Source organism: Synechococcus sp. Cruz-7E5, assembly GCF_024345995.1.
GTDB lineage: Bacteria > Cyanobacteriota > Cyanobacteriia > PCC-6307 > Cyanobiaceae > Regnicoccus_A.
The window spans coordinates 167,937-192,108 of record NZ_JAGQCE010000003.1; the positions used below are offsets into that span (position 1 = coordinate 167,937).

Below are 24,172 nucleotides of genomic sequence, written 5' to 3' on the forward strand. Positions count from 1 at the left end.
CCTGTCCGTGCCGAACCCATTCCCAGCCGGCCGCCGCGGGCCACTGACCCTCGCCCTCACCGTGGCGGGCAGCAGCGCACTCCTGCTGCTGGGGCGCGCGCTGCTGCTGCAACGGCCCCTGCCCACCCCCGACACATCAGCCCTCAGCCTGGAGCGGATCCGTCGCTGGGACCCCGATCCCGAGCGGCGCCGGGAGGCGAGCCTGCTGCTGCTGCCCGCCACCAGCACCGACGACCCCTCCCGCCAAATTCAGCTGCTGCAGGGGCAGGGCTGGGGGCCAGGCCCATTGGCCCCTGTGGCGCTGAAACGCGCGGCCCTGGCCCGTGAAGCCCAGGGTCTCCAGGCCACGTCCGAATGGGAGGAGCTGCTGCATCGTTTTCCCCAGGCGCCCCCCAGCGCCGATGCTCTCTATGCCCTCGGCCGTGAGAACCCTCGCCAGCGCCTGGAGCTGCTGCGCCGGTTCCCGGCCCACCCCGCCGCCCTGGCCGCCGCCCTGGAGCTGGGTCCAAAGCCCGCCCAGCGCCAGCAGGGGGCCCTGCATCTCGCCCGCTGGGGTCCGCGCTGGCCTGGCGCGGGCGAGCGACTGCGCCAGATCTGTGCCCGCCCGGCCGCGCCACTCACCAGCGCCCAGCGAGGCAGTCTGGCGGCGGGCCTGGCCGGGCTCGGGGATGGCAGCAGCAGCCTGAACTGCCTCGGATCGGCGCGGGCCGAGCCCGACCAGGAGCTGGAGATCGGCCGCACTCTCCTGCGGGGCGACCCCGCCGAGGCCAGGGCCGGAGTGGTACGCCTGCTGGCCCTGAGTCAAGGCGACAGCCAGCGGCCCGAGGCCCTTGAGGCCGTGCGTCTGCTGGCCCAGACCCCCGCGCCCACGGTCACCCCAGCCCAGTTGCTCCAGCTGCCTGAGCCCCTGCGCCGGAGCGCGCCGGTGCAGGCCCGTCTGGCGCTGGATGCAGGTGGCGACTGGCGACGGGTGCTGCAGCGCTGGCCAGGAGATCCCGCCAGCTGGGACCTGCAGTGGGACCTAACCCGCTCCGCCCTGCTCAAGGGACAGACCGGTGAGGCCCTGGCGCTGCTGCAGGCTCTGCCGCCCGACAGTCAGCCGCCGCAGCTGGCGGTGCGCCAGCTGTTCTGGCTGGGCATGGTCCAGCAGCAGCTGGGGAAGCAGGCCTCTGCCCGCAGCAGCTGGCAAGCGGTGCTGCGACGCTTGCCCTGGAGCTACTACGCCTGGCGCAGCCGGGTCCAGTTGGGCGAGCGACCCGATCTCCTGCTGACCGCCAGCGGCGCCATCGCTCTGCCGGATGACCCCTGGCGGCCGCTGGAGAGTGGTCAGCCCCAGCTTGACCAGCTCTGGCGCCTGGGCCTCAATCTGGAGGCCTGGGAGCACTGGCGGCAGGAGCGCCCAGCGGCGACCCCCGGCTCCCCCCAGGAGCTGACCGTGGAGGGACGGCTGCGGCAGGGAGTCGGGGACGACTGGACCGGCCTCGGTCAGCTGGATGAGGCGAGCCTGCGCTGGGTCGGAGGCGACTGCCAAGCCACCCTGCCCCTGCAGCGGGCGCTGCTGCCGGTCCGCCACGGCGAGGCCTTCAGCGCCGCGGCGGCCCGCCACGGGCTGGATCCCACCCTGCTGCTCGCCGTCGCCAGACAGGAATCACGCTTCACCCCTGGGGTGGCATCAGTTGCAGGAGCCATCGGCCTCCTGCAACTGATGCCGGAGACGGCAGCGGAGCTGGCTGGGGGAGCGGTCAGCGACGATCAGCTGCGCGAGCCCGCCTTCAATGCCGAGCTGGGAGCGATGTACCTCAGCCAGCTGCTCAGCCTCTGGAAGGGCGATTCTTTTCTGGCGATCGCCAGTTACAACGCAGGTCCTGGCGCGGTGGCCGGCTGGCGCGACGCCCGGCTTCAGACCAACCCGGAGCTCTGGGTGGAGGCGATTCCATACCCGGAGACCCGGCTTTACGTGAAGAAGGTGCTCGGCAACCTCTGGGGCTACCAGGAGAAGCCCAGGCGAGCCTGCTGAAGCGGTCTCAGGCGTCAGGTCCCTGGCACTGTCCCCATCAGCCCACCCAGCTGCAACTCCCGGCCGATCCAGATGCCGAGCATCACGTAGCCCGAGAGCGAGAAGGCCGTGAACAGGGGTGAAGGAACCACCCGGATACGGGTGAGATCCAGACGGGCGAGCAGCACCGCCGTGGCCAGGATCACCACATCGGCGAGGGCACTGAGATGCAGCAGGTAGAGGCCACCAACCGTGACCAGAAAGAGGCTGACGATCAGGGTGATCACCCGGCTGGCGGCCATCAGCATCGAGAGCTGACGCAGCAGCAGATCGGGCAGCGAGGCCACCACCACCACCAACAGGGCCTGCAGGCATTCCGCCGTCCAGTACAGGCCGTGGACAGGATCCTGCTCAGGGTTCCCAAGGCCCTGGACCGGAGCGTTCACCACCCAGTGGACACCCAGGTAGATGCTCACCAGCAGGAGCAGCAGCAGGAACGGCGCCCGCAGGGGCAATAGGGCCAGGCGCAGGATGCCAGCGATCACACCGCTCATCGGGCCTCCAGCACCAGGTCGATGGCGTCCACGGGACAGCTGGGAATGCACTGCTCACAGACCAGGCAGTGCTGGGCCCTGAACTCCAGCCGCCAGGCCGGCGGGCGGCTGAGCAGGGCACCACTGGGGCAGACACTGGCGCAGATGCCGCAATCAACGCAACGGCTGCGGTCGATGCGGATCTCACCGGGAGCGCGATCGAGACCCAGGCCAAGCTCCTCCAGCCACTGCTCGGCAGCATCGAGCTCATCGATGTCGCCAGAGAGTTCCACCACCATGGTGCCGCTCTGGTTGGGAGCGATCTGGGCTCGCAGGATCTTGGCGGCGATGTCGAAATCCACGGCGAGCCGGTAGGTGATCGGGTGATGCACCGTGTCGCGGGGGAAGTGGATGGTGAGGCGACGCTTCACCGCAGCCAGGGAAAGAACTTCATCGTATCGAGGCTTTTCGAGCCGGAGTCCTGGCCCTGGATCCCGGCAGCCCCGCCAGAGCTGCCAGAGTGCCTTCGGTTCAGGCCCCCTGCGCGCCGCGATGACTCTGCCCAACCCCGCAGCTGAAGACAGCTCACCCCTGGGGCGGCGCGAGCGCATGATTCTTGCTGCCCTGGCCGCCGCCCTGGCACTGCTGCTGTTCGGGTTACGCGGGGGCCTGCAGCCCCAGGCGCCGCTGGAGCAGCTGGCGCGACGTTCGCCGGAGTTGCCGCTGGCCCTCGCCAGCGGTCGGCCCACCATCGTGGAGTTCTATGCCGACTGGTGCGAAGCCTGCCGCTCGATGGCCCCGGCGATGGCAGCCCTCGAGAGTGAGCACCGCGGCGACCTCAACGTTGTGCTGCTGAATGTGGACAATCCACGCTGGAGTCCGGAAATCGATCGATACGGCGTCAACGGCATCCCCCAGCTGGAATTATTCGACCGCGATGGCCGCTCGATCGGACGGTCCCTGGGGGCCCGCAGCCGCCCCGAGCTGGCCACGATCATGACCGCACTGATCGAGGAGACACCTCTGCCGCTGCTTGCTGGCGTCGGCAGCCTCTCGCCCCTGACGGGCGGCGAGGCCCAGGCCGCACCGGCCCAGACAGGCCCGCGCAGCCACGGTTGACTCCACTGCCACCCTCCCCCCTCACCTGCTGCCCAATGGACCGTTTCCGGGTCGAGCTGATCGCCGCCACCCCCAACCCCCAGCAGTGCGTCTATGCCGCCATGCATCAGGACTACAGCGAGGGGTTCGTCGCGGGGGACCGCGCCGAGTGGCCCGATGAACGCATGGCTGGTGAGATCTGCGTGAAGCGCCTGCTCTCCGGCGAGCGCGGCCACTACGGCCCGTTGGAGCATGCCCAGATCGTGCTCAACGTGGGCTGGTTTCCCCACTCCGTGATGCAGCAGGCACGCACTCACCGGGTGGGCGTCAGTTTCGATGTGCAATCCATGCGTTACACCGGAGATCGCATCTGCAAGGCCGCCGACGGGAGCCTCGATCTCGAGGAGGTGTTCTATCTGCGTCCGATCGGCGATTACAGCGACCGCCAGGGCAAGAAGTACACCTACGACATGGCCCAGCGCACCCTGGATCTGGAGCTGTGCCGCAAGGCCGCCGAGCGCTACCGCGACCTGCTGGCCGCCGGTTTCGCCGAGGAACATGCCCGCGGCATCCTCCCCTTCGACTACCGCCAGCACTTCGTGATGAGCTTCAGCCTGCGGGCCTTCCTGCATTTTCTCGACCTGCGCGCCAAGCTGGACGCACAGCTGGAGATCCGGCAGCTCTGTGATCTGCTGTGGCCCCATCTGGAATCGTGGGCTCCGGAGATCGCCACCTGGTACAGCCGCTCCCGCCTGCACAAAGCGCGTCTCGCCCCCTGACCACACCTGTGCCTGCAAGCCCCTGTGCAAGCCCTGCCATGCCGCCGTTGCCCCTGCTGCTGCTTCTGTTGCTGATCGCGCCTGCCGCCCGCAGCCAGACGCTGATCGACGCGGCGGGGGCAGCGGCGATCCAGGGAAGCCTGCAGGGCGGCTCCGCCCCGGGCTACACCAACCTGCTGCGCTCCGTCGAGGCAAGGATGCAGGGCCTGGGCGCGGGCAGCGGCAGCGATCCCTTCGGCATGCTCTCGCCAACGGGGAGAGCCAATTCAGGAGATCTGGCGCCTGGAACTCCGGGGTCGCCGATGACAGGCGGCTCTGCCGAGCCTGGCGCCGATACCGTCTTCGTCGTGAATGGTCGGGTGATTCGCCGCTGCCCGAGTGGGCTGCCCTGCATCGGCCAGGTGCGACGAGCCATGGGGATGCCCTGATTCAGACCCTGCCCAGTTCAGACCTTGGCGAGCGTGACTCTCTCCGGCTGATGCTGATATTTGCCGGCGCGATCCTGGTAGGTGGTGTCGCAGGGATCCCCTTCGAAGAACAGTAGCTGGGTGATGCCCTCATTGGCGTAGATCCGGCAGTCCGCACCGGATGAATTGCTGAATTCGAGGGTGAGATGCCCCTCCCAGCCGGCCTCAGCCGGAGTGGTGTTCACGATGATGCCCAGCCGGGCGTAGGTGCTCTTGCCCAGGCAGATCACGGTGATCGTGGGGGGAACCCTCAGTTTCTCCAGGGCCACACCCAGGCCGTAGGAATGGGCCGGCAGGATGAAGTAGTCCCCGTCGCCGTCGTGGTGCAGGGGGGCGGGCTCCAGGTTGTCGGGATTGAACCGCTTCGGGTTCATCACCGTGCCGGGCACGTGGCGGAAGATCAGGAATTCCCGCGGCGAGAGGCGCAGGTCGTATCCGTAGGAGGAACAGCCGAAGCTCAGCACCGGCCGGGACGCGGTATCCGGCTCCAGATGCCGCACCAGGGTGGGCTGGAAGGGCTGGATCATCCCTTCCGCCGCCAGGGCGTTGATCCAGCGGTCGTTCTTCAGCATGGGGCACCTCCCCGCCGCAGCTGGGTGACCTGATCGGCCATGGCCAGCAGTTCCAGGGGGATGGAGGGACCCGTGAGAATCACATCCAGGTGGGCCGGCCGTTGCTCCAGGGTGCTGATCACCTCCTCGGCGGCAAGAAAACCCAGCTCGATCGCCAGCCCCAGTTCATCGAGCACCATCAGCTCAACAGCAGCCCCCAGCAACTGGTCGCGACTGAAAGCCCACACCTCCTGCACGGCGGCATGCACGGGCTCGGGCTCAAGGCCAGCAGGCTGGGTGAGACAGGAGGGCACAGCGGGGCGCAACCACTGCAGCCGGCCACAGAGTCTGAGGCTGTGCTCGGGCCCCTGGTCGACCCCACCCTTGAGAAACTGGCTGATCAGCACCCGGCTGCCCAGGCCGGCGCTGCGCAGGGCCTGGCTGAACACACCGCCGAAACTGCCGCGGAAAGGGGCGGTGTGCACCTGCAGCAGTCCTTCTGGCCTTGCGAGCACAGGCACGGGGCGGGACGGCACCGGTCGGGGGATTCCAACGGCACGCAGGGGATGACGCGACTCGGTGGAGGCGTTGCGCAGGCTGGCCGTCATCAACACCCCAAGGGAAGCGCGAACCCGAATGTAGCGGCGTCCGGGCCGCCAGCAAGGTTCAGCCACCATCCCTAGCGCGAACATCCGTACTGCACCCATGGGCCAGGTCTGGCCAGACCTGTGTGGATGCGATTCATTGGTGTCGATCACTACAGGGCGCGCCATGGGCGATCCTTAGCGTCCATCTCACACCTGCTCCGCCGAAACATGGTTGGCGCGATGCGCGGATTCAGTCGCACCGGCGGCCCATCGACACCGGCCCCCGTCGGCCTGGCCGCTGCCGCCAACGGAGCCAGCACACTCCTCGATGTGATGCGTGGCCTGAGTGGCTGCGTGATCGAAACCGTTGAGCGGGGAAAGACAATTTTTTTTCCCGGTGATCCTGCAGAGCGGGTCTATCTGCTGCGTCGTGGAGCCGTGCGGCTCTCACGGGTCTACGAATCGGGAGAAGAAATCACCGTGGCCCTGCTGCGTGAAAACAGCCTGTTCGGGGTGCTCTCCCTGCTCACCGGCCAGCGATCGGATCGCTTCTACCACGCTGTGGCCTTCACCCGGGTGGAGCTGGTGGCGGCTCCAGCGGGTTCGGTGCGGCGGGCGATCGAGCAGGATTCCAGCGTGGGGCTGCTGCTCCTGCAGGGACTCTCCTCGCGGATCCTGCAGACCGAGACCATGATCGAAACCCTGACCCACCGGGACATGTCGTCGCGGCTGGTGAGTTTTCTGCTGGTTCTCTGCCGTGATTTCGGCGTTCCCGGCAACGATGGCATCACGATCGACCTGCGTCTCTCCCATCAGGCGATCGCCGAAGCGATCGGCTCCACCCGGGTGACGATCACCCGACTGCTGGGCGATCTGCGCCAGGCAGGGCTGGTGCAGATCGATCGCAAGAAGATCACGGTCTTCGATCCGGTCGCCCTGGCCAAGCGCTTCAGCTGAACCGGTTGCCGCCGCGGCTGATACTGGACGATCACGCACGGCGCTGTGTCCGGCTGGCTGCTGATTCTGGCCCTCCTGGCCCTCGGAGGGCTGCTAGCCACCCTGGGGGATCGGCTAGGCAGCCGGGTGGGCAAGGCCAGGCTCAGTCTGTTCAACCTGCGGCCTCGAAAAACGGCCGTGCTGATCACGGTGCTCACGGGCAGCCTGATCAGCGCCGTCTCCCTCGGCCTGATGCTGGCCGTGAGCGAACGCCTGCGCGTCGGCCTGTTTGAACTCGACGCCCTGCAGGCCAGGCTGCTTGAGAGCCGCAACACCCTGCGCCGCAGCGAGGGGAACCTGCGCAGCAGCCGGCAGGAACAGGCCCGAGTGGAAGCAGCCTTGCAACGGGCCCGCCGCGACCGGGAGCAGACCCGTCGTCAGCTCACCGCCGCCGAGATCCAGGCGCGTCAGTTGCGCGGCGAACTCAAGCCTCTGCAGGCCCAGCAGCAGCAACTGCTGGCCCAGCGTGACCGCCTCAACCGGGACATCCGCGCCAGGGACCAGGACATCCGCACAACCGAAACGGAACTGGCCCGGGTGCGAGGCCTGATCACAGCCGGCGAAACCGAACTCAAGGGACTGGAGCAAAAACTGATCGCCCTGCGCCGTGGCGATGTGGTGATCAGCAGCGGACAACCCCTCGCCACCGCCAAGGTGAACCCCCGCAACGCAACCGAAGCCAACGCAGCGATCGTGGCCCTGCTGCGGCAGGCCAATCTCAATGCCTTCCAGCGAGTGCTGCCCACAGAGACCCCCAACCGCCAGATCCTGCTGGTGCCACGCCAGGACATCGCCACCCTTGAAACACGGATTTCCCGAGGTGGGCCCTGGGTGGTGAGCATCCTCTCGGCCGCCAACGTGCTGCGCGGCGAGGACCAGGTGCTGGGCTTCCCCGACCTCAGACCCAACCGCCAGGTGCTGAAACGGGGCGATCTGATGGCCTCCACGGTGCTGGAGGGCAATGAACGCTCCAGCGAGCAGGTGCGCAACCGCCTCAATCTGCTGCTGGCGGCCTCCTTCGCCAAGGCCCAGCGCCAGGGCTCGATTGCCGACGGAGTCCAGTTCGACGTGGCCAGCTTCAACCGGCTCGGGCGGGAACTGAGCGAGCGTCCCCCCGGGCAGACGGTGACCCTCGAGGCTGTGGCGCTCCGCGACGCGGAAACCCCCGATCCGCTGGTGATCGAACTGCGCCTGAGCGCAGTCCTCACCGAGCCGCGGCTGGAGCGGCAGGGTCCAGGGCGGCCATGACCCGCCCAGTTGCTCAGACTCTGCCGAGCCACGGTGCCCTGGCCGGGCTCGACCCGGGGCGCAGCAAATGCGGCCTGGTGCGCACCGACCTGGACCGGCAGCAGCTGCTCGAAGCCCTGGTGGTCGGTCCTGAGCAGGCCTGGGGCCGCCTGGAGGGCTGGCTGCTGCGGGGGGAGGTGGTGGCGGTGATCCTCGGCAATGGCACCGGCAGCGACGGCTGGCGGCGGCGGCTGGAGCCGTTGGTGCCCGTGCTGCTGGTGGAGGAGCACGGTTCAACCCTGGCCGCGAGGCAACGCTTCTGGGAGCTCCACCCCGCCCGCGGCTGGCGCCGGCTGTTGCCCCGTGGCCTGCGCCAGCCACCCCGTGACTGGGACGATGTGGTGGCGCAGCTGCTGTTGGAGCGGCTGCTGGGCCACCCCCTGGCGACGGCACCGGAGGCGCACAAAAACGTCCCTGATTGAAGCGTCTCTGACGCTGAGCGTGGGTGGCCCTAGAACTTGGCCCGCACGGTGAAGGCATAGTCGCCGCCGGGCTCGAGCTGATAATCAACCTGGAGCAGAAAGCGCAGCAGGGCGTCCTGGATCAGGGCACGGCCCAGGGAAGGCTCCACCGTCAGCTCGCCCCGCCCGAAGGCCCAGCAGAAGGTCCAGTGGAAGCCGCCGGCGGCCACCTCGCCTTCCAGTAACTGATTGCTGAAGCTCTGATGCAGCACCCGCAGCTGGGCGGTGGTGGCGGGCAGGGGGCTCACGGGATCAGGGAGCGGGGCGGTGGGGCCAATTCAGCGTCAGACAGAGGTGGGCTGAAAACTGTTCAGGCGGTTGCCGGCCCGTTCGTAACCCCAGCGGCGGATGCAGCTGACACCCTCGAGCACCTCGTTCAGCACCTGTTGCAACAACGGCAACTCGTCAGCCTCGAAGCGGCCCAGCACATGGGAAATCGTACGGGCTCTGCGCAGAGCTGGGTCCAGCGCCGGAGCACCGATGCCGATGCGCAAGCGGGCGAAATCCTGGCTGCCCAGGTGAGAGATGGTGCTGCGCAGGCCGTTGTGGCCGCCGGCACTGCCGGAGCGGCGCAACCGCAGACGCCCAAGGGGCAGGTCCATGTCGTCCACCAGCACCAGCATCTGATCGGGGCGGAGCCCGAACCAGTCGAGCGTGGCCCGGATCGAGCGGCCACTCTCGTTCATGAAAGTGCTGGGCTTGAGCAGACGCAGCCGATCTGAGCCCTGGCCGAGATCAGCGATATTTCCCTGAAGCTTGCCATTTGCCCGGAAGGTGACCCCATCGCGCCGGACGAGCTGATCAAGGGCCATGAAGCCCACGTTATGGCGGGTCTGGGCGTACTTCTCGCCGGGATTGCCGAGGCCGACGAGCAGCTGAAGGTCGGCCGATGCTGCAGAGGTGGCGCTCATCGCGGGCACCTGCCGGCAAACAGGCAGGCTGCGGGGTGCTGCAACAACGCTCAGCTGGACGCAGGGGCGTTGGGCGGCTCAGACGACTGAGCGATGGCCTCGACAACTGTGCCGACCTCGGCAGGGTTGATCTCAGTTGTGCTGGCCTCGGCAAGGTTGCGCTGAGCATCAGCAGAAGCTGCGACCAGGGAATCGGCCGCAATGGCTTCCGAACCCAGGCTGCTGGCGGACACGGTTTCGGTGTCGACAGCCTTGCGGAACTCCTGCTCGAACTCGCGCGAGGCCGATTGGAAACCCTTGAGGGTGCGGCCGAGGGTCCGACCCAGCTCAGGCAAGCGCTTGGGTCCGAAGACCAGCAGACCAATGGCGGCAATGACCGCCATCTCCGGAAGACCGATCCCGAAGAAGTTCATGGAGGAAGGATCTCAGGGAAAGGGCAGCAGCGGGGGGAAGACCGATCCCGAAGATCAGCCCATGCCGTTCCAGTTGACGGTGATGCCGTCGAGGAGCAAGGAACGGTTGTACAGCTGCAGGATCACCAGCAGAAAGACCAGAAACAGTGCCATTGCGACACCCATCACCGGGGTGGTTCCCCAGCCAGGCACGACCTTGCCGTACTCGGAGTTGAGGGGGCGCAGCAGATCTCCCAGGCGGGTGCGTTGGGCCATGGCTGTGGTGTCCTCTCTGGCACAGGGGATTGGATCGTTACTGTAAGGGTCGAGCGGCAGCCGGCGCAGCCCTCGTCGAGTGTTGTTTGGGTCCGATGCCTCCCAGGGGGCAGCGCCGCTGACACCTCGCTGCCTCGACGCCGCACCCCGGGCTGAGTCCAGCCTGTCCCCCAGCAACACCACCCGTGAGCGAAACCTCTCCAGCCATCCCCGTGGCGATCACCGTTCTGGTAGCTCTCCTCGCCCTCACCGGGTTCGGCGTGTACACCGCCTTCGGGCCACCTTCGAAACAGCTCACGGATCCTTTCGACGACCACGACGACTGACCCGCCAGCTGGCCAGCTGCCAAGGCCCCAGGCGAGTGGAGGTTTCGACCACTGGCCCGCCACTCTTCGCTCCGGCAGCCGCAGTGAGCGGATCGCCCAGCCCATTGATCCGCTCCAGCACCTCCCACTCGCCTCCCAGCTCCAGCTGCCGACGGCAGGGAGAGAGGTTCTGTACCGTCAGCCGAGCCAGGTCGCGGTCGCCATCGCAGACCAGGCTGATCAGGCGCAGGTCGGGATGACCCAGCTGCAGCACCGATCCCGGCTCAGCTCCGGCCTTGGCTGAACCCTTGGCCGGCCGCAGCCAGCACGGCTCGCGGAAGCGCACCGCCGCCGCTGCCACTCCGGCCTGACGCCAGCCCTGCAGGCAGGGCATCAGGGCCAGGCGCAGACGCTGGGGGCCGTTATCGGCGCCGGGGTCGGGCCAGGTAGGCCCGCGCAGCAGCGAGACCCCGAGGGCTTCGGGGCTGCCCGAAACCCCCTGGGGCCCATCCAGCAGGACCGCCAGGCCGCCGGTCGAGGACTGGCTCGCCAGCCAACTGATCGCCGGCACTTCCCAGCGGCTGGCTTCCCGCGGATTGGCGGCCGCAGCGATCCGCTCGATCACTCCGGCACTGGTGTCGGCAGCCCAGCGCACAGCCTGGTGCTGTAAAGGCAGCTCCAGGCGCAGCAGTTCATGGCGCTGGCGCCAGTCGACCCGCAGGTTGAGCTCCAGCCAGGGGCAACTGGCCCGCAGCTGCAGATCGAGGCGCAGGGCGCTGGCGCCGCAGCGGCCGTGCCAGACCAGGCGGCTGCAGAGCGGACCGACCTCCGCAAGTACCGGCCCCGGCTCCCAGTTCAGGGGCAGAGGGTGCTGGCGGTAGTCGGCGGCCAGATCCCAGGCATCCCAGAACTCACCGCGGTCGATCCAGCGCCGCCATTGCAGCGGCTCGGCCAGCTGGGGGCTGTGATCGCCCCCCCAGAGCTGTTCGAGCCCGAGCGGGCCGAGCTGGGCCCAGAGCAGACCATTGCCCAGCCGCCAGCGCTCGCCGGCGACGAGGGTCTCCAGCCGCACCGGATTCACGATCGAGGCGTCGGAGCTGGCCAGCGGCGGACTTGCCCCAGGCCGCTGGCGCTGACGCAGGAGCTGCAGGGCCGCCACACCACCAGGGGATGGCAGCTGCACCCAGTGGCCGCCGGACCGGGCTGGCTGCGAAGGCAAGGGCTGCTCAGCCAGGCTCCAGTGGCCAGCCGGCAGACGCGTGGTGAGGGGGGCCGCCGGCAGGGGCTGCAGCTGGGCCCACCACCATGGTTCCAGCTCGCTGCACACCTCCTGGCTGGGGCCCTGACGGCTGGAGGACTCCAGCCAGGCCCGCAGCGCCCGATCACGCCGGCGGGACGCCCCGCGGCGCGCCGCCCGCCACTGGGGTTCGGCCTGCTCGAAAACCTCCGGAATGGAGGTACCCGGCAGGATGTCGTGGAACTGCTGGAAGAGGAGATCGCGCCAGCCGGACGACTCCGGACGCTCGTCAGGCTCCCCAAGCAGAACGGCGGCGAGATCGGCCTCGCGCAGCAGCCGCTCCAGGGTGCGGTTGTGGCGCTTCTGGTCGGGGCGGCTGGTGGCACAACCCCGATGCAGCTCTAGATAAAGCTCATCGCGCCAGACCGGCAGCTGGCTGCTCAGGGGCTCCAGCCGCTGCAGGTAGTGGCGCAGGCTGCCGTGCCGCTGGGGCGCAGTGGCAGGGTCGTCTCGCCAGAGGTCGAGCTGGTCGAGCATTTCACGGGTGGGACCGCCGCCGTGGTCCCCCACCCCCGGCAGCCAGAGGGCCTCGGCGTCGCCCGTGGCCCTCTGCCACTCCAGCCGGTAGCGCTCCATCGCCAGGGGATCGCCATCCGTGCCGATCGGGGCGCTCATCAGGGCCAGCACCTCGGCGCCACAGCGGCTGCGCCAACGAAACAGCCGGTGCGGGAAGGGGTTGGTGGCGTTCCAGGCCAGCTTGTGGGTGCAGAACCAGCGCACACCGGTGGCTTCCGCCACCGCTGGCAGTCCGGCGGCAAAACCGAAGCTGTCGGGCAGCCAGGCCAGCTGGTGCTCCCACTCGGGAAAGGTCCGGCGGCTGTAGGCCTGCCCCTCCTGGAACTGCCGCAGCAGCGAGGCAGTGTCCACCAGTACGCAATCGGTCTCCACCCAGGGGCCATTGATCGGTTCCCAACGGCCGGCGACCATGGCCGCACGGATTCGCGCGAACAACTCAGGGCGGTGGCACTCCAGCCAGGCGTAGAGCGCCGGCGTGGAATGGCCGAAGTGGAGCTCACGGTGGTGCTCGATCAGATCGAGGGCCGAGCGGAATGTGCGCTCGGCGGCCTGCCAGGTGTCGGCAACGGGCCAGAGCCAGGCCAGGTCCAGGTGGGCGTGGCCAAGCAGGTGGAAGCCGCCGGGGTTCCCCGGCCCGGCCCGCCGCAGCTGCTCAAGCTCCAGCCGGGTGGCGGCCAGCAGTCCGTCCGGATCGGCCGGATCCAGGGGCTCCGCCTCGATCCGGCTGAGCATCAGGGCGCCGTCGTCGTGAAGCGGGCTGCGCAGCTCCAGCTCCAGGCGCAACGGCTCCCCCTGCCACCAGCGCTGCGGCAGGGCCCAGCGGCAGGAGCTGTCAAACAGGTCGCCGCGGTGGACCGTGTGTCCGTCAACCCGGAGTTCGGCGGCGTCGGCCCACCAGCGCAACGCCAGGCGGGCCAGGGCAGGAGCCCGGTCGCGCCAGCTGGTGGGACAGATCAGCTCCAGCACCAGACAACGGGTCTGCCCGCCCCGCGGCCAGGCGATCAGACCACGGGCGTGCCAGTCAGGGCGATGGAGCCGGGTCCAGGGGTCGGCCAGGGCTCCCTGCCAGGAACCATCAGCTCCACGCCGCTGCCAGGCAGAGAGCAGGTCCAGTCTCGAACGTGATCGAAACGTTTCAATCTCGGGGGGAAGCTGGGGATCCAAGCCCTGCGTCATCGATCCCGGCCATCAGTGACCCATAGGATGATGCGGCTGCCGCAGGGTCGTTCAGGCCCCACCTGGCGCCTGTCACTGCCTGTCACCCGCCGGACGGAACCATGCTCGCCCTCAAGATCTCCGTTTATTCGGTCGTTTTCTTCTTCATCGGCATCTTCGTCTTCGGCTTCCTGGCCAGCGATCCCAGCCGCACTCCCAGCCGCAAGGACCTGGAAGACTGAATGCCATCTGCTCAAGGTGGGGTCACTGCATCAACCCACCTGAGCCGAGCACCAGCATCAACAGGGGCATGGCAGGATCGGCCGCGGTCCTGGAGATGTGGTGCCCTCAGCAACGCTTATCCGGTGGACCATCGGACTGGTGGGTGCGGCAACTCTGGCAACACCGGCGGTGAGCCGGGCCCAGACCCTGGACTCAGATTCCCCACCGGCACTCCTGAGCGGAGCCGATATCAGCGACGCGGACACGCTTGTCCCTGGGGCGCAGTCAGGCAGTTTCCCAGTGGGATCCAGTGGCGCCAGCGCTGAAGGCACTGCGAGCGAACCCAGCAGCGAACCCAGCAGCGAACCCAGCGAAGCCGAACCCCAGACCGCACCGATCGCCAGTCCGGCTGAACCGGCAGATGCTGAACCTGCTGTGCCCGCAGAAGCCAGCGGAACAGCCGCCTCAGAGCCTCCCGTCAAAACCCCTCCCAAGGAACTGGAGATCAGCGCTGATCAACAGGGCTTTGACCTGGTGATCAACCGCTACGTGGCCAGCGGCAATGCCAGGGCCGTGCTGGCCGGCGGCCGGCTGATGGCGGACCGCCTCGAGTACGACACCACCACCCGCACCCTCTACGCCACCGGCAGCGTGCGCTTCTGGCGTGGCCAGCAGTACCTGCAGGGCAGCATGCTCCGCTACGGCCTGATCGAAGGCGAGGGGGAGATGGAGGACGTCTACGGCGTTCTCGACCTCGAAACCAGCCTGGAGGATCTCGATGTTGAGCAGGCCCCGTCCGTGCCGCTCCCCGAGCCCCAGCCGATCGCCTGTCCGACGCTGCTGCCCGAGATTCCCGACTGGCACCCCCATCCCTGGAGTGCCACCCTCTGGGGCGGGCAGATGTTCCACTCCGATTTCGGCCAGACCTTCTTCGGCCAGGGTGTCTTCCGGCCAGAGCGGGTGCTGGGCGCTGGCCTGCAGAAGCGGTTGATCAAGGCCGGCCCCTTCGCCCTGGAGCTGGATTTCAATGCGCTCGGACACTGGGCCTCGGCTCAGAAGGGCGGGCGCTTCCTCGGACCCTTGACGTCCGCCGAGGTGGCCAACCTTTCCACCTCTGCCCAGACCTTCGGCGAGTTCACCGGCGGGATCGGACTGCGGGCCTGGCTGCAACCCTGGCTGAGTCTGGGCTTCGTGCAGGGGGTGAGCCTAAACACCAACCTCAGCAACTACGAGAACACCTACCGGGAGAAGTCGGCCCGTTTCCTTAACTATCTGGGCTTCGAGATCGAAGGATCCTTCTCGCCCCAGTGGTCGATGGTGGGACGGATTCACCATCGCTCCGGTGCCTTCGGCACCTACAACGGCGTCAGGGAGGGCAGCAACGCCTACCTGCTGGGCCTGCGTTACCGCTTCGGGAGTGATCCAGCGCCGCAGGATGACCCTCAGGCCAATCTGCGGCCGGCCAAGGGCTGCCCCAACCGTGGAGCGGAGCCACCTGATCGCCCCCGCTCCCTGCCGGAAGCCCTCGAGCAGGTGGCCATGGGCGGCGAGGCACCGGTACCGGCGCCAGACCCATCGACGTCAGACAGCAACGCTGATGTTGCCCAGAGCCCCCCGGCAGGGGGGCCAGCATCGTTCCGGGCCATGCGCGAGCAGGAGCGGCAGCGCGCCGCCGCCGCCGCGCGTATCGAGCAGCGCATCTCCGGAGTGCGGCAACGGGAAGGGCTGGTGATCGAACGCCGTCGTCAGGCGGGTGGCAACGATGACGTGGCCACCGATCAGGACAGCGACTTCGGACCGTCCCGTCCACCCCAGGTGCGGCGGCTTCGTGCGGAAAAGAGCCGCCAGGCTGTGCAGGGCACCCTCACCCATCTGCGCTATCAGGCGGCCAGGATCGTGCTGACGGCCAACGGCTGGCGCAGCGACCGTGCCAGCTTCAGCAACGACCCCTTCACCCCGGCCCAGTCGTGGACGGATGCGGATCAGGTGGTGGTCAACCAGGACCCCAACGGCGACCTGCTGATCACCTCCAGACGCAACCGGCTGATCCTGGAAGACCGCTTCGCCATTCCCGTGACCTCGCGCACGCGCATCCGCAAGCAGCAGGAGGTGGAGAACCGCTGGGTGCTGGGAGTCGATCGGGAAGACCGGGACGGCTTCTACGTGGGCCGGCGCCTGCGGCCGATCCGCATCGGCGAGAAGGGAACCCTGGAACTGGAGCCACAGTTCATGTTCGAGCGCGCCTACCAGGGCACCACCGACAGCTATCCGATCCCAGGCGGCCAGGCTGGCGGACCCTCGGTGAGCCAGGACAACACCCTGGGCGATCTGTTCGGCCTGGAAGCCCGGCTGAAGACGCCACTGCTGGGGTTCGATACCAGCTTGAACCTCGACATCTCCACCTTCAATCCCGAGAACATCGCCAACGGCACCCGCAGCTGGGGCCAGCTGGATCGCAACATCAACCTTCCCCTTGTGGGCTCCACCACTGCCCGTCTGTTCGGGGCCTACCGCTTCAGGATCTGGAATGGATCCCTCGGCGAGCAGGACATCTATTCGGCCTACGGCGCCTCCCTGGAGAAAGAAGAGACCCTCCCCAACTGGGGCAGGCTCAGCAACCGCTACTTCTGGCGTGTGGGCCTGGGCAACTACCAGAGCAACGAATTCCTCAGCAGCGGGGAGGAATCCAGAAATCTTGCCCAGCTCTGGCGAGCCAACGCGGTGGGATCACTCAACAGCTCCCTTGAACTGTGGCGGGGCCGCGCCCTCTCCCCCACGCCCGATGGGGCCCTGCGCTACTCCCCCGAGCCGATCGTGCCAGGCCTGACCCTGAACACGAATCTTTCGGGAAATGTGGCCTATTTCGGCGACGGCAGCTATCAGAACACCTTCTCGATCTCCGGTGGTCCCACCCTCACCCTGGGGCACTTCAACAAGCGCTTCTTCGATTTCACCCAGCTGACGGTCACCGGCGGCATCACCCTGCGCAATGGCCTCAGCCCGTTCGGTTTCGACGCGGCGGTCGATCTGGGCACTGTGGGGATCGGGCTCACCCAGCAGATCGCCGGTCCGCTGCTGTTCAACGGGGGGATCGGCGTCAACGTGGACCCCGCCTCGCCGAACTACGGCGAATTGACCGGCTCCTATGTGGAACTGCGCTGGCAGCGCCGTTCCTACGCCTTCAGCGTTTTCTACAGCCCCTATGAGGGCATCGGCGGGGTGCGGATCCGCCTGAACGACTTCGGCTTCAAGGGGACAGGGGTGCCGTTCGCCCCGTACCGTCCCGAGCTCAGTGGCGCTGGTGGCGGAGCAGGCCGGAACCCGTTCTGAGCCTCAGACCAGGGCGAAACCGGCCAGATAGGGCAAGCGTGCCGCCGTCCGGACCAGCTCCTCATCGTGGGACAGCAGCTGGCCCGTGGCATTCCACTGGCCACTGAGCAACATCTGCCGGGGGCCGGCCGCCAGCTCCAGGCTCCACCGCTGCGTTGACTCGGCGGCAGCACCAGGGGAGTGGCTGTGGATCTCCGCCGTGGCCAGATCCAGCCTGAAGCTGGCATCGGGCTGGCGGAGGGCCGCCTGCTGCAGCGCAAGGATCGTGGCGTGATCACCGCTGAGGCAGGGGATCCCAAGGGCCAGGCAGTTGCCGAAGAAGATCTCGGCAAAACTCTCCCCCACCACGGCGCGGATCCCCCAGCGCATCAGAGCCTGGGGAGCATGCTCCCGGCTGGAGCCGCAGCCGAAGTTGCGGTTCACCACCAGGATGCTGGCCCCTTGATGCTCGGGGCGATCGAACGGGTGGGAGCCCTCCAGCTCGAGGCGGTCATCGGCAAACGCCCCATGGGCGAGCCCCTCGAAGGTGACGCACTTGAGATAACGGGCCGGGATGATCCGGTCGGTGTCGATGTCATCGCCGCTGACAACGACGACGCGGCCCTGAAGAACGGGGATCGGGCCGAAGGGGAAAGGGGAGTCGCTCATGGCAGCAGGGAAGGTGATGTCGCCACAGGCCTGGTTTCGGCAGGAGCAGAGGCGAATGTGCAGGGGTTCTCCAGCAGTTCGCGCACATCGCTCACATGGCCGGTGACAGCCGCCGCGGCCACCATCGCCGGGCTCATCAGCAGAGTTCGGCCGGAGGCGGAGCCCTGGCGGCCCTTGAAATTGCGGTTGCTGGAGCTGGCGCTGATCTGGCGGCCCTCAAGCCGATCCGGATTCATCGCCAGGCACATCGAGCAGCCGGGTTCACGCCATTCGAAGCCAGCATCCTGAAACAGCCGGTCAAGCCCCTCGGCCCGGGCCAGGGCGGCCACCTGCTCGGAGCCTGGCACCACGAAGGCCTTGATCCCCGCAGCCACCTGGCGGCCACGGGCCACTGCCGCAGCCGCCCGCAGGTCACTGAGGCGGCCATTGGTGCAACTGCCGATGAAACAGACATCCACAGGCAGACCCAGGATCGGCGTTCCCGGGGCCAGGTCCATGTAGCGATAGGCCTCCTCGGCAATCGGGCGCTCCTCGGCGGCCATCTGTTCAGGGATGGGCACCGTTTCATCAACCCCGATCCCCTGACCCGGAGTGATCCCCCAGGTGACGGTGGGGGCGATCGTGCCGGCGTCGAAGCGCACTTCGTCGTCGAACACGGCATCAGGACCGCTGGCGAGGGAGCTCCACCAGGCCACCGCCTGATCCCAGGCCATCCCCTCAGGGGCGAAGGGCCGACCTTTGATGTAGGCGAAGGTGGTGGCGTCGGGATTGACGTAACCGCAGCGTGCACCCCCCTCGATCGCCATGTTGCACAGGGTCATGCGCTCCTCCATCGAGAGGGCGTCGATGCAGGATCCGGCGAATTCATAGGCGTAGCCCACACCGCCCTTCACCCCTAGGTGGCGGATCACGTGGAGGATCAGATCCTTGGCGAACACGCCCGGCTGCAGGTGGCCCTCCACCAGGATCCGCCGCACCTTGAGCTTGTTCATCGCCAGGCTCTGGCTGGCGAGCACATCGCGCACCTGGCTGGTGCCGATACCGAAGGCGATCGCCCCGAAGGCGCCGTGGGTGGAGGTGTGCGAATCGCCGCAGGCGACCGTCATGCCCGGCTGGCTGAGCCCCAACTCCGGCGCGATCACATGGACGATGCCCTGGCGGCCGCTGCCGAGGCCATGCAGGGTGATGCCGTGCTCGGCGCAGTTGCCCTCCAGGGTGGAGAGCATCTCCTCGGCGAGGGAATCGGCAAAGGGACGGACCTGGGAGGTGGTGGGCACGATGTGATCCACAGTGGCCACAGTGCGCTCGGGATGGCGTACACCCAGGCCCAGCTCCTTCAGGGCGGCGAAGGCCTGTGGGCTGGTCACCTCATGGATGAGGTGCAGGCCGATGAACAGCTGGGTGGACCCTCCGGGCAACTCCGCCACGCGGTGCATGTCCCAGACCTTGTCGTACAGCGTGCCGGCGCTCACCGTGCCCTCCAGGCCCAAGACAGATCAGCCTAAAGCGGAGGGATCTGGAGATCAGCCTGCGTCTCGGCCAGCAGACGCAGGCGCAGGCGGTTGAGGGCCTCGCCGGCGCTCACCGACTGGATCCAGTCGCGGCTGCGGCCAGCGCCGAAACGCACACCCTCACTGGCGGCCCCCCGGGGCCCCGCCAGGGCGATGTGCACCAGCCCAACCGGCTTCCCGGGGCTGCCACCAGCGGGGCCGGCGACTCCCGTGAGCGCCAGGGCCCAGGTACTGCCGGTGATCCGCCGCACCCCTTCGGCCATGGCGATCGCCACCGGATCACTCACCGCCCCGTGGGTCTCGAGCATGGCGGCGGGGACCCCCAGCAGCGCTTGCTTGACGGAGTTGGCGTAGGCGATCACGCCGCCGAGGAACACATCCGAAGCACCGGCCACCGCCGTCAGGGCTGCGCCCAGCCCACCGCCGGTGCACGACTCCGCCACGGCCAGCGACTCCCCCCGCCGCCGCAGCAGCTCCAGGCAGAGGGAGGCCTGGCTGTCGTCGTCCACTCCGTAGAACCAGGACCCCAGCCGCAGGCGCAGCTCGGCTTCCACCGGGGCCAGGAGCACCTCGGCCTGCTGGAGCGTGGGTCCCTGGGACGTGATCCGCAACTTCACCTCACCCGTGCCGGCGTAGGGGGCCACGGTGGGATTGGTCAGCTCCAGCAGGTCGGCCACCTGCTCCGCCAGGAGCGACTCCCCCGCCCCCCAGAAGCGCAGGATCCGGCTGGCGAACACCCCCTCGACAAAACCCTGTCCGCGCAGCCATGGCGCCGCGGTTGCGGCCCACATCGCCCGCAGCTCGGAGGGCACTCCGGGAAAGGTGAGCAGGGTGAAGCCGGGCCTGGGGGTCCAGATCATGCCGGGGGCCGTGCCGAGCGGGTTGGGCAACAGTTCGGCCCCCACCGGCAGCAGGGCCTGCTTGCGGTTGCTTGGCGAAGGGGTGCGGCCCAGGGCCGCGAACTTGGCCTCGATATCGCGCCACACCTCGGGCCGCTCCTCGAGCGGGGTGGCGAAGGCAGCGGCCAGCGCCTCGGTGGTGAGGTCATCAGGCGTGGGGCCGAGGCCACCGGTGCAGATCAGCACCCGGCAACGCCTGGAGGCCTCCTGCACCATGGCGATCAGGCGATCCCGGTTGTCCCCCACCACGGACTGGCGGTAATGGCGTAGCCCCAGACCTGCCAGCTGCTCCGCCAGCCAGCGGGCGTTGCCGTTGAGGATGTTGCCCAGCAGCAGCTCCGTGCCGATGCAGAGGATTTCGGTGCCACCGCTGGCCCCACTCTCAGAGCTTCGGGTCACGACCGGCATCACAGGGGAAGGCTGGAGAGGAATTGGTGGTTATGGAATCGCCCGATAACCTGCGCTGGCGCCGGGATCCCAGCACCGCGCCGATCAGCACCGCGGTAGCCAGCGCGAGCCAGAGGAAGCGCAGCTGCACATTGGCTGCCACCAGGGCCAGAGCCGCCAGCCACTGGGTGAAGGCGTAGATGAGCAGCACTGTGCGGCGATGGCTGAAGCCTGCCCGCAGCAGCCGGTGGTGGAGATGGCGACGGTCGGGATAAAAGGGTGAGTGCCCCTCACTGAGCCGGCCCATGATCACCGCCGACATGTCGGCCAGTGGCAGGGAGAGAATCAGCAGGGGGAACAGAAGGCTGACGGTGGTGAGCCCTTTGGCCGGGCCGACGATGCTGATCGCCGCCAGGGCAAAGCCCAGGAAATAGGAGCCGCCATCTCCCATGAAAATGCGGGCGGGGTTGAAGTTGTGGCGCAGAAAGCCAAGGCAGGCTCCGGCCAAGGCGGCCGCAAGCAGACCTGCTGCGCTCTGCTGCAGGCTGAAGCTCACCGAGAGCAGCCCCACCGCGGCGATGCCGCCCACGCCGGCCGCAAGCCCGTCAAGACCATCGATCCAGTTGATGGCATTGGTGATGCCCACCAGCCAGATCACCGTGGCCAGCAGGCTGAGGATGTCTGGCAGTGGAAAGGCCAGCGACGGCAGACCGAACCATCCAAGGGGCAGATCGATTGCTCCGATGCGCACCCCCTCGCCCCAGACCACAACCGCCACGGCCACCTGGCCGGCCAGGCGCGGCAGGGGCGGGAGGGCGAAGAGGTCATCGGCCAGGCCGATCACGAAGTAACAGAGCGCACCGGCCAGGGTGGTCCAGATCAGCTGGTCCCGGTCCGGAGCCAGGTTGCCGAATCCCCCCAGTGCCCAGGTGATCGCCAGGGCCAGGGAAAAGCCCGCCACCATGCCGATCCCCCCGAGCCGCACCATCGGCACGTCGTGCTGCTTTCGCGGATCAGGCGCATCGAAGAGGCCATAGTGAAGCCCCATCCGGCGAACCAGCGGCACGACCAGAGCCGTGAGCAGCGCCGCGATCAACAAGGTGAAGAGGGCCGCAGCGAGCGGACTGGCGGCCACGCTCACGAGCAACGGGCGAGCATGGAGTCACCTGGGAGTGGAAACGACCGGCTAACGAACCACGGCCCGGGGCGGGGCAACGCTGGCGGCAACGTCGCGGGGGGAGCCATGCAGGGACCGCACCGAGGGCAAAGCTTAGGCAGTCAGGGTCAGGCCGGCTGGGGAATGCGGCTCGGGCCGTAGAGCGGATGGCGCTCACAGAGGGCACGCACGCGCTCGCGGCAGCGCAGCTCGATGACGCTGTCGTCGGGATGAAGCAGCCGGTCGGCGATCACATCGGCCACCTCAGCGAAGTCGTCGGCATCGAAGCCACGGGTGGTGAGGGCAGCTGTGCCGAGGCGCAGACCACTGGTGACGAAGGGCGATTCAGGATCAAAGGGCACGGTGTTCTTATTGGCCGTGATGTTGACCTCGCTCACCAGCAGGTCAGCCACCTTGCCGGTGAGTCCGATCGAGCGCAGATCGAGCAGCACCAGGTGGTTGTCGGTACCACCGGAAACGACGGCGATGCCGCGCTCCTGGATCCGCGTGGCCATGGCCTGGGCATTGCGGATCACCTGCTGGCTGTAGGCCCGGAAGGAGGGCTGCAGGGCCTCGCCGAAGGCCACGGCCTTGGCCGCCACCACATGTTCCAGGGGGCCGCCCTGGCTGCCGGGAAAGACGGCCTTGTCGAAGCGCTTGCCGAACTCGGCGTCATTGCAGAGGATCAGTCCGCCGCGGGGCCCACGCAGGGTCTTGTGGGTGGTGGTGGTGACCACATGGCAATGGGGGATGGGGCTGGGGTGGGCACCTGTCGCCACAAGTCCGGCGATGTGGGCCATGTCGGCCAGCAGGAAGGCGTCGACGGAATCGGCGATCGAGCGGAAGGCAGCGAAGTCGATCGTGCGGGGGTAAGCCGAGTAGCCACAGATGATCAGCCTGGGGCGGTGCTGCTCGGCCAGGGCCCGGATGGCGTCGTAGTCGAGCCGGTGGGTGTGGGGATCGACGCCGTAATGGACGGCCTTGAACCACTTGCCCGAGACATTCACGGGCGAGCCATGGGTGAGGTGACCGCCATGGGAGAGATCCATGCCCAGGATCGTGTCGCCGGGCTGGAGCAGGGCCAGGAACACAGCGAAGTTGGCCTGGGCGCCACTGTGGGGCTGCACGTTTGCCCAGGCGGCTCCGAACAGCTGGCGGGCCCGGGCGATCGCCAGCTCCTCGATCGCGTCGACATGCTCACAGCCGCCGTAGTAACGCTTGTGTGGCAAGCCTTCGGCGTACTTATTTGTGAGCACCGATCCCTGGGCCTCCATCACGGCCCGGGAAGTGAAATTCTCGCTGGCGATCAGCTCCAGATGGGTCTGCTGACGCTCCAGCTCTCGGCCGATCAGGGCGGCGATGGCGGGATCACCGGCCGCCAGGGACTGGTTCAGGGGCGTACCGGTGGTTTCCACCATGGTGTCGACGGCAAGGCGCGAGCTTCCCATCGTAAGAAATCATCCCGGCGCTTCAGCAGGCCGGTTGGCCAAGGCTCAAATGGCTGGGGGGAGCGCGGTCGGGTCAACGCCTGGGTCGCCAACGCCAGGGTCAACGCCACTGGAGGAGGACAAACCAAAAAAAACCGTCCGATGTCGGACGGTTGAAAAGCGCGCCTGGAGAGATTCGAACTCCCGACCCTCTGATCCGTAGTCAGATGCTCTAATCCGCTGAGCTACAAGCGCGTGCCAAAGCATTCTCACCGCATGGGGGGGCCATTCGTCAACTGTCGCCCGGGCACAATCGAATCAGCCACCTCAGGCTCTGCGTTCCCTCTCCCCATGCCGATTCGCTGGTACGGCCCCGCCGACCCCGCCGACCCCACCTACCGCCACTACGAGCGGGTGGTGAACCTCTGCCTCCATGGCGGCCTGTTCGCTGCCTTGAACACGGGTCTGTGGTTCGTGCAGGGGCTGCGTCATCCCTGGATGCACCTGAGCTGGCTGAGCCTGACCTGGGGGGCGGGCTGGCTGCTGCACCTCATCATCGTGTTGCGGCTGCGCCCACGAAGCCAGACCCTCGACCAAGGTGAGGTCTGAGCGCACCCAAGTCCAGTGAGCCTGACGGGACCTGAACTCGAGGAGCTGAGCCTGGCCCTGGCTGACCGCCTCTACATCCAGGTGGCCAGCTGGCATCTCTACCTGGGCGATGCCGGTCTGGCGATGACCCTGGCGATCGAATGCGCCGCCCGGCTCGATCAGGGGCCAGGCGTCTGCGCCCGCCAGGCCCTTGAAGCGGTCCAGGTGCCGATCGGCGGAGGCTCCAGCCGCCTGCCGCTGGCCCGTCTGCTCCCCCCGGGGCAGTTGCGTGATCTCGAGGACGTGCTTGAGAACATTGGGCACTGAGCTCCAGGGATGGGTGGCAGCGGCTGAAGAAGCACGACAGTGCCGGCCTGGACGTTGCGCAGCGGATAAG

At 67.9% G+C, this 24,172-nt stretch carries 25 protein-coding genes, 1 tRNA gene and 1 pseudogene; 12 read left to right on the plus strand and 15 right to left on the minus strand.

Annotated features, from left to right (window positions below):
* The first annotated feature begins 7 nt into the window (after nucleotides 1–7).
* On the plus strand, nucleotides 8–2,017 hold the full coding sequence (locus KBY77_RS05805) for a lytic transglycosylase domain-containing protein (protein ID WP_255102616.1): 2,010 nt from the start codon (nucleotides 8–10) through the stop codon (nucleotides 2,015–2,017).
* A gap of 14 nt (nucleotides 2,018–2,031) precedes the next feature.
* Here KBY77_RS05805 and KBY77_RS05810 read toward each other — a convergent pair whose 3' ends face one another.
* Both KBY77_RS05810 and KBY77_RS05815 read right to left on the minus strand, forming a co-directional pair.
* Entirely contained in the window at nucleotides 2,032–2,550 is a 519-nt protein-coding gene (locus tag KBY77_RS05810; protein ID WP_255102617.1) for a hypothetical protein, read from the minus strand.
* Nucleotides 2,547–2,960, minus strand: a complete 414-nt coding sequence (locus KBY77_RS05815; RefSeq protein ID WP_255102618.1) for an NIL domain-containing protein — start codon at nucleotides 2,958–2,960, stop codon at nucleotides 2,547–2,549. Before KBY77_RS05815 ends, KBY77_RS05810 begins: the two co-directional genes overlap by 4 nt.
* A 121-nt stretch (nucleotides 2,961–3,081) precedes the next feature.
* Between KBY77_RS05815 and KBY77_RS05820 the strand changes: the two genes are divergently transcribed.
* The 3 genes from KBY77_RS05820 to KBY77_RS05830 are packed head-to-tail and all read left to right on the plus strand — an operon-like array spanning nucleotide 3,082 to nucleotide 4,834.
* On the plus strand, nucleotides 3,082–3,648 hold the full coding sequence (locus tag KBY77_RS05820; protein WP_255102619.1) for a thioredoxin domain-containing protein: 567 nt from the start codon (nucleotides 3,082–3,084) through the stop codon (nucleotides 3,646–3,648).
* Nucleotides 3,649–3,683: 35 nt separating this feature from the next.
* Nucleotides 3,684–4,406, plus strand: coding sequence for an FAD-dependent thymidylate synthase (gene thyX / locus KBY77_RS05825; protein WP_255102620.1), 723 nt, complete (start codon nucleotides 3,684–3,686; stop codon nucleotides 4,404–4,406).
* Between the two features lie 38 nt (nucleotides 4,407–4,444).
* Nucleotides 4,445–4,834 carry a hypothetical protein gene (locus KBY77_RS05830; RefSeq protein ID WP_255102621.1) on the plus strand — a complete coding sequence of 130 codons (390 nt, stop codon included), beginning with the start codon at nucleotides 4,445–4,447 and terminating at the stop codon, nucleotides 4,832–4,834.
* A 17-nt stretch (nucleotides 4,835–4,851) separates the two neighbouring features.
* Here KBY77_RS05830 and dcd read toward each other — a convergent pair whose 3' ends face one another.
* Both dcd and KBY77_RS05840 read right to left on the minus strand, forming a co-directional pair.
* Nucleotides 4,852–5,445 carry a dCTP deaminase gene (gene dcd, locus KBY77_RS05835; RefSeq protein ID WP_255102622.1) on the minus strand — a complete coding sequence of 198 codons (594 nt, stop codon included), beginning with the start codon at nucleotides 5,443–5,445 and terminating at the stop codon, nucleotides 4,852–4,854.
* Nucleotides 5,439–6,032, minus strand: a complete 594-nt coding sequence (locus KBY77_RS05840; RefSeq protein WP_255102623.1) for a cob(I)yrinic acid a,c-diamide adenosyltransferase — start codon at nucleotides 6,030–6,032, stop codon at nucleotides 5,439–5,441. The genes dcd and KBY77_RS05840 overlap by 7 nt, the downstream gene beginning before the upstream one ends.
* Before the next feature lie 207 nt (nucleotides 6,033–6,239).
* On the opposite strand from KBY77_RS05840, the gene ntcA reads away from it, so the two are divergent.
* Genes ntcA through KBY77_RS05855 form a run of 3 tightly spaced genes read left to right on the plus strand, consistent with a single transcriptional unit; the run spans nucleotide 6,240 to nucleotide 8,716 of the window.
* Nucleotides 6,240–6,968 carry a global nitrogen regulator NtcA gene (gene ntcA, locus KBY77_RS05845; RefSeq protein WP_255102624.1) on the plus strand — a complete coding sequence of 243 codons (729 nt, stop codon included), beginning with the start codon at nucleotides 6,240–6,242 and terminating at the stop codon, nucleotides 6,966–6,968.
* 45 nt (nucleotides 6,969–7,013) lie between these two features.
* Complete coding sequence (locus KBY77_RS05850) at nucleotides 7,014–8,255, plus strand: DUF3084 domain-containing protein (protein WP_255102625.1); 1,242 nt, start codon at nucleotides 7,014–7,016, stop codon at nucleotides 8,253–8,255.
* Nucleotides 8,252–8,716, plus strand: coding sequence for a resolvase (locus KBY77_RS05855; RefSeq protein WP_255102626.1), 465 nt, complete (start codon nucleotides 8,252–8,254; stop codon nucleotides 8,714–8,716). The genes KBY77_RS05850 and KBY77_RS05855 overlap by 4 nt, the downstream gene beginning before the upstream one ends.
* Nucleotides 8,717–8,745: 29 nt before the next feature.
* On the opposite strand, the gene KBY77_RS05860 is transcribed toward KBY77_RS05855, so the two are convergent.
* The 4 genes and pseudogenes from KBY77_RS05860 to psbH all read right to left on the minus strand — a co-directional run bounded on the left by KBY77_RS05860 (nucleotide 8,746) and on the right by psbH (nucleotide 10,334).
* Complete coding sequence (locus KBY77_RS05860) at nucleotides 8,746–9,003, minus strand: DUF3146 family protein (RefSeq protein WP_255102627.1); 258 nt, start codon at nucleotides 9,001–9,003, stop codon at nucleotides 8,746–8,748.
* Between the two features lie 36 nt (nucleotides 9,004–9,039).
* Entirely contained in the window at nucleotides 9,040–9,666 is a 627-nt protein-coding gene (gene pth / locus KBY77_RS05865; RefSeq protein WP_255102628.1) for an aminoacyl-tRNA hydrolase, read from the minus strand.
* Between the two features lie 229 nt (nucleotides 9,667–9,895).
* Nucleotides 9,896–10,079: pseudogene (locus KBY77_RS16755) on the minus strand (TatA/E family twin arginine-targeting protein translocase); the annotation flags it as partial.
* A 54-nt stretch (nucleotides 10,080–10,133) separates the two neighbouring features.
* A complete protein-coding gene (gene psbH / locus KBY77_RS05875; protein WP_094555330.1) occupies nucleotides 10,134–10,334 on the minus strand; it encodes a photosystem II reaction center phosphoprotein PsbH in 201 nt (66 codons plus the stop codon).
* Nucleotides 10,335–10,519: 185 nt separating this feature from the next.
* Here psbH and psbN point away from each other — a divergent pair, with 185 nt between their 5' ends.
* Nucleotides 10,520–10,660 (plus strand): photosystem II reaction center protein PsbN, encoded by a 141-nt coding sequence (gene psbN, locus KBY77_RS05880; protein ID WP_255102630.1) that lies wholly within the window; start codon nucleotides 10,520–10,522, stop codon nucleotides 10,658–10,660.
* Here the strand turns inward: psbN and KBY77_RS05885 are convergent.
* On the minus strand, nucleotides 10,629–13,628 hold the full coding sequence (locus KBY77_RS05885) for an alpha-mannosidase (RefSeq protein ID WP_255102631.1): 3,000 nt from the start codon (nucleotides 13,626–13,628) through the stop codon (nucleotides 10,629–10,631). The two genes, psbN and KBY77_RS05885, sit on opposite strands and share 32 nt — an antisense overlap.
* Before the next feature lie 101 nt (nucleotides 13,629–13,729).
* On the opposite strand from KBY77_RS05885, the gene KBY77_RS05890 reads away from it, so the two are divergent.
* Entirely contained in the window at nucleotides 13,730–13,849 is a 120-nt protein-coding gene (locus KBY77_RS05890) for a photosystem II reaction center protein I (protein ID WP_006172424.1), read from the plus strand.
* Between the two features lie 100 nt (nucleotides 13,850–13,949).
* On the plus strand, nucleotides 13,950–17,159 hold the full coding sequence (locus KBY77_RS05895) for a DUF3769 domain-containing protein (protein WP_255102632.1): 3,210 nt from the start codon (nucleotides 13,950–13,952) through the stop codon (nucleotides 17,157–17,159).
* Nucleotides 17,160–17,162: 3 nt separating this feature from the next.
* Here the strand turns inward: KBY77_RS05895 and KBY77_RS05900 are convergent, their stop codons facing one another.
* The 6 genes from KBY77_RS05900 to KBY77_RS05925 form a co-directional block, all read right to left on the minus strand.
* Nucleotides 17,163–17,807: a 3-isopropylmalate dehydratase small subunit 2 gene (locus KBY77_RS05900; protein ID WP_255102633.1), complete on the minus strand. Its 645-nt coding sequence runs from the start codon at nucleotides 17,805–17,807 to the stop codon at nucleotides 17,163–17,165.
* Complete coding sequence (gene leuC, locus KBY77_RS05905) at nucleotides 17,804–19,279, minus strand: 3-isopropylmalate dehydratase large subunit (protein ID WP_255102634.1); 1,476 nt, start codon at nucleotides 19,277–19,279, stop codon at nucleotides 17,804–17,806. Before leuC ends, KBY77_RS05900 begins: the two co-directional genes overlap by 4 nt.
* A 29-nt stretch (nucleotides 19,280–19,308) precedes the next feature.
* Nucleotides 19,309–20,625 carry a competence/damage-inducible protein A gene (locus KBY77_RS05910; protein ID WP_399212328.1) on the minus strand — a complete coding sequence of 439 codons (1,317 nt, stop codon included), beginning with the start codon at nucleotides 20,623–20,625 and terminating at the stop codon, nucleotides 19,309–19,311.
* Nucleotides 20,600–21,745 (minus strand): MraY family glycosyltransferase, encoded by a 1,146-nt coding sequence (locus KBY77_RS05915; protein ID WP_255102711.1) that lies wholly within the window; start codon nucleotides 21,743–21,745, stop codon nucleotides 20,600–20,602. The genes KBY77_RS05910 and KBY77_RS05915 overlap by 26 nt, the downstream gene beginning before the upstream one ends.
* Nucleotides 21,746–21,888: 143 nt before the next feature.
* The gene (gene glyA / locus KBY77_RS05920) at nucleotides 21,889–23,178 is read right to left on the minus strand and encodes a serine hydroxymethyltransferase (protein ID WP_255102712.1); all 1,290 of its coding nucleotides are present in this window, start codon (nucleotides 23,176–23,178) and stop codon (nucleotides 21,889–21,891) included.
* Between the two features lie 190 nt (nucleotides 23,179–23,368).
* Nucleotides 23,369–23,442 (minus strand) — tRNA-Arg (locus tag KBY77_RS05925).
* Between the two features lie 96 nt (nucleotides 23,443–23,538).
* Between KBY77_RS05925 and KBY77_RS05930 the strand changes: the two genes are divergently transcribed.
* The gene (locus tag KBY77_RS05930; RefSeq protein WP_255102636.1) at nucleotides 23,539–23,796 is read left to right on the plus strand and encodes a hypothetical protein; all 258 of its coding nucleotides are present in this window, start codon (nucleotides 23,539–23,541) and stop codon (nucleotides 23,794–23,796) included.
* A gap of 15 nt (nucleotides 23,797–23,811) precedes the next feature.
* Entirely contained in the window at nucleotides 23,812–24,102 is a 291-nt protein-coding gene (locus tag KBY77_RS05935; RefSeq protein WP_255102637.1) for a DUF3181 family protein, read from the plus strand.
* Nucleotides 24,103–24,172: the final 70 nt, after the last annotated feature.

What these genes read in the sequence shown, in the direction of transcription:
- KBY77_RS05910 (WP_399212328.1), bottom strand. Translation starts at nt 20,625, where the DNA reads ATGCCGGTCGTGACCCGAAGCTCTGAGAGTGGGGCCAGCGGTGGCACC.
- KBY77_RS05830 (WP_255102621.1), top strand. Translation starts at nt 4,445, where the DNA reads ATGCCGCCGTTGCCCCTGCTGCTGCTTCTGTTGCTGATCGCGCCTGCC.
- KBY77_RS05890 (WP_006172424.1), top strand. Translation starts at nt 13,730, where the DNA reads ATGCTCGCCCTCAAGATCTCCGTTTATTCGGTCGTTTTCTTCTTCATC.
- KBY77_RS05840 (WP_255102623.1), bottom strand. Translation starts at nt 6,032, where the DNA reads ATGACGGCCAGCCTGCGCAACGCCTCCACCGAGTCGCGTCATCCCCTG.
- KBY77_RS05885 (WP_255102631.1), bottom strand. Translation starts at nt 13,628, where the DNA reads ATGACGCAGGGCTTGGATCCCCAGCTTCCCCCCGAGATTGAAACGTTT.
- KBY77_RS05900 (WP_255102633.1), bottom strand. Translation starts at nt 17,807, where the DNA reads ATGAGCGACTCCCCTTTCCCCTTCGGCCCGATCCCCGTTCTTCAGGGC.
- KBY77_RS05855 (WP_255102626.1), top strand. Translation starts at nt 8,252, where the DNA reads ATGACCCGCCCAGTTGCTCAGACTCTGCCGAGCCACGGTGCCCTGGCC.
- KBY77_RS05820 (WP_255102619.1), top strand. Translation starts at nt 3,082, where the DNA reads ATGACTCTGCCCAACCCCGCAGCTGAAGACAGCTCACCCCTGGGGCGG.
- ntcA (WP_255102624.1), top strand. Translation starts at nt 6,240, where the DNA reads ATGGTTGGCGCGATGCGCGGATTCAGTCGCACCGGCGGCCCATCGACA.
- KBY77_RS05810 (WP_255102617.1), bottom strand. Translation starts at nt 2,550, where the DNA reads ATGAGCGGTGTGATCGCTGGCATCCTGCGCCTGGCCCTATTGCCCCTG.
- KBY77_RS05930 (WP_255102636.1), top strand. Translation starts at nt 23,539, where the DNA reads ATGCCGATTCGCTGGTACGGCCCCGCCGACCCCGCCGACCCCACCTAC.
- thyX (WP_255102620.1), top strand. Translation starts at nt 3,684, where the DNA reads ATGGACCGTTTCCGGGTCGAGCTGATCGCCGCCACCCCCAACCCCCAG.
- pth (WP_255102628.1), bottom strand. Translation starts at nt 9,666, where the DNA reads ATGAGCGCCACCTCTGCAGCATCGGCCGACCTTCAGCTGCTCGTCGGC.
- glyA (WP_255102712.1), bottom strand. Translation starts at nt 23,178, where the DNA reads ATGGTGGAAACCACCGGTACGCCCCTGAACCAGTCCCTGGCGGCCGGT.
- dcd (WP_255102622.1), bottom strand. Translation starts at nt 5,445, where the DNA reads ATGCTGAAGAACGACCGCTGGATCAACGCCCTGGCGGCGGAAGGGATG.
- psbH (WP_094555330.1), bottom strand. Translation starts at nt 10,334, where the DNA reads ATGGCCCAACGCACCCGCCTGGGAGATCTGCTGCGCCCCCTCAACTCC.